The organism is Mycobacterium sp. (genome assembly GCF_036488105.1).
Lineage (GTDB): Bacteria > Actinomycetota > Actinomycetes > Mycobacteriales > Mycobacteriaceae > Mycobacterium.
In genome coordinates, this window is the sequence record NZ_DASXHW010000408.1 from 1 (window position 1) to 2862 (window position 2862).

Genomic DNA, 2862 nt, shown 5'->3' on the forward strand with positions numbered 1-2862 from the left:
ACGTAACACCCCGATCACCTCGCGGGGACTGCGTACCGGCGAGCGGTTCAAGCGTGCTTTGTTGGCGCGCCCGGCGGTGATTTCGAGGTCCACCGCACATTCACGGCCTTCGCTGACCACGATCGTCGACACAATTGCCCGTTGGGCGCCGACCCGCACCAGCGGCGCGTCGGTCGCGACCCGATGTGATCCCAAAGTTGACGAATACCACAGAGCCTCAACAAGATTCGTCTTGCCGTAGCCATTCGGACCGATAAACACCGTCCGCCCCGGCGTCAGTTCAAGCTCCACATTCGCCCAGGAGCGGAAGTCCTGTAAGCCCAGATGACGGACGTACACCTAATCGCTAACCAGGCAGACGAACCGGCATGAGCAAGTACACGTATTCGGTCTGAGCCGCGGGGAACGGCCCACTGCCGCCGGCTTGCCCGTCGTCATCGGCGGCCGGACGCAGCACCGCCGGGCGGCTGGGTGTGGTGAACCCGAACGACACCCGCTCGGAATGCAGCGACCCCAATCCGTCGGTGAGGTAGGTCGGGTTGAACGCGATGGTCAGCGGTTCGCCGGCGAATTTCACCGGCACATCCTCTTCGGCGCGACCCACATCGTCGGCACCGGCCGAGAGCCGCAACACATCATCGGAGAATTCCATCCGGACCTGGGCGCCGCGATCGGCCACCAGGGCAACACGCTTGATCGCCTCACTCAGTTCGGCGACACCGACGGTCGCGACCGCGGTGTGCTCGGTCGGCAGCAATTGCCGGAATTTCGGGAACTCCGCATCCAGCAGCCGGGTGGTGCTCCGCTTCCCATTTCCGCTGATGCCCAGCAATCCGTCCTTGCCGACCGCGGATCCAGCGCCCAACGACAAGTGCACCTCGGCACCGTCGGCACCGCTCTTGGCCGCCTCGGCCAACGTCTTGGCCGGCACCAACACCGCGGCCTCGACATCGGGGGCGGCCGCCGACCAGGTCAGCTCCCGAACCGCAAGCCGGAACCGATCAGTGGCAGCCAAAACCACGGACTGGCCGGAGATTTCGACGCGAATCCCGGTCAGCATCGGCAACGTATCATCACGGCCGGCCGCGACCGCGACCTGACCGATCGCCTCGGCGAAGACATCGGACGGCAGCGCGCCGGTCTCCTCGGGCAGCGACGGCAGGGTCGGGTAGTCCTCGACCGCCATCGTCGGCAACGAGAACTTCGCGCTTCCGCAGGCCAGCGACACCCTGGTGCCCTCGACCTGGACGTCGACAGGCTTGTTCGGCAGTGCCTTGGTGATGTCGGACAACAGTCGACCTGACACCAAAGCGGTTCCCGGAGAGGCGATTTCAGCGGCCAGTCGCACTTCGGCGGACACCTCGTAGTCGAATCCGGAGATTGTCAGGCCGTCATCCGAGCCGGTCAACAGCACACCGGCCAGCACCGGCACGGTGGGTCTGGTCGGCAGGGTCCGCGCTACCCACGCCACCGCGTCAGCGAAGTCGTCCCGCACCAGGCGGAACTTCAAGTCGGTCAGGCCGACTGTGGTCGTCGCCACGTCCATTGCGTCCCTTCATCACCCCGAACAGCAAGCCCAACGTCAGCGGCTCCACCCCAGATGAGGCGCGGTATTCCCCGCCGACGGACGCCCGTGCCCGTAATCCGTTCCGACGACCGAAACGGCAGTCGAACCACAACCGTAGAGCGTCGGAGGCCATCTTGAAAGCTAATCAGAATCAGCGACACTCGGCGCTTTCCCGGGTCGAGACCGGGGTGTGGAACGGCCTGTCCCCAGCGCCGTTTTCTAAAGAAGAAACTAGTAGATATTTCAATAACAGTAATAGGGCCTGTGCAAGTTGGGGACAGCATGGCGTCTGCCCTGCTGGGGGAGCCCACCGGGTTGTGCATGACACGCGGCCGGGTTGTGTGGTTCGTGGGTAGCGGTTGGGGATCGGTCGCGGTTGTGCACCGAGCCCGTGATTGGTGCGAGTGTGTGAGCAGTTTGCGCACAGCGGTATCCACAGCTGATCCTGTGACAGGTGTTGTGGCCGAGGTAGAAGTTTTTTGAGATTACGCCCGAATATCAGCGCTTGGAGCGCTGGCGAATCCGCGTCGTGAGCTCTTTGACGTGATCGAAGATCTCGCGGCGCTCGGCCATCTCGGAGAGGATCTTCTTCTGCGCGTACATCACCGTGGTGTGGTCGCGGCCGAATGCCTGCCCGATCTTGGGCAGCGACAGGTCCGTCAGTTCGCGGCATAGATACATGGCGATCTGGCGCGACTGGGCCAGGGCCCGGGTCTTGCCGGGGCCACGTAGTTCCTCGACGGTGGTATCGAAGTACTCCGCGGTGGCCGCCATGATCGTCGCCGCACTGATCTGCATGGTGCTGGCATCGGCGATCAGATCGCGCAACACGATCTCGGCCAGAGCCTTGTCGATCGGCGCCTTGTTCAGCGAGGCGAACGCGGTGACCCGGATCAGCGCGCCTTCCAGCTCGCGGATGTTGCGTTCGATGCTGCTGGCGATCAGCTCGAGCACGTCGTCGGGCACCGCCAGCCGCTCCATCTGCGCTTTCTTACGCAAGATGGCGATGCGGGTTTCCAGCTCCGGGGGCTGCACATCGGTGATCAAGCCCCACTCGAACCGCGTCCTGAGCCGGTCTTCCAGGGTGGCCAGCTGTTTGGGCGGCCGGTCCGACGAGATGACGATCTGCTTGTTGGCGTTATGCAGGGTGTTGAAGGTGTGGAAGAACTCCTCCTGGATGCCTTCCTTGCCCTCGATGAACTGAATGTCATCCACCAGCAGGACGTCGACGTCGCGGTAACTGCGTTTGAAGGCGACCTTGCGGTCGTCGCGCAGGGAGTTGATGAAGTCGTTGG

Annotated in this window: 3 protein-coding genes; all 3 read right to left on the bottom strand. The window is 63.7% G+C overall.

All coding sequences use genetic code 11. From position 1 onward, the window contains the following. Positions 1–339 (bottom strand): AAA family ATPase (locus VGH54_RS21755; RefSeq protein WP_331514168.1); only part of this gene is annotated, 339 nt, incomplete at its 3' end. A 7-nt stretch (positions 340–346) separates the two neighbouring features. After that, positions 347–1546 carry a DNA polymerase III subunit beta gene (gene dnaN, locus VGH54_RS21760; RefSeq protein ID WP_331514169.1) on the bottom strand — a complete coding sequence of 400 codons (1200 nt, stop codon included), beginning with the start codon at positions 1544–1546 and terminating at the stop codon, positions 347–349. 519 nt (positions 1547–2065) lie between these two features. Then, a partial coding sequence (dnaA, locus tag VGH54_RS21765) for a chromosomal replication initiator protein DnaA (RefSeq protein ID WP_331514170.1) occupies positions 2066–2862 on the bottom strand: 797 nt, incomplete at its 5' end.

Coding starts and splice junctions, on each gene's coding strand:
- dnaN (WP_331514169.1), bottom strand. CDS start 1,546: ATGGACGTGGCGACGACCACAGTCGGCCTGACCGACTTGAAGTTCCGC.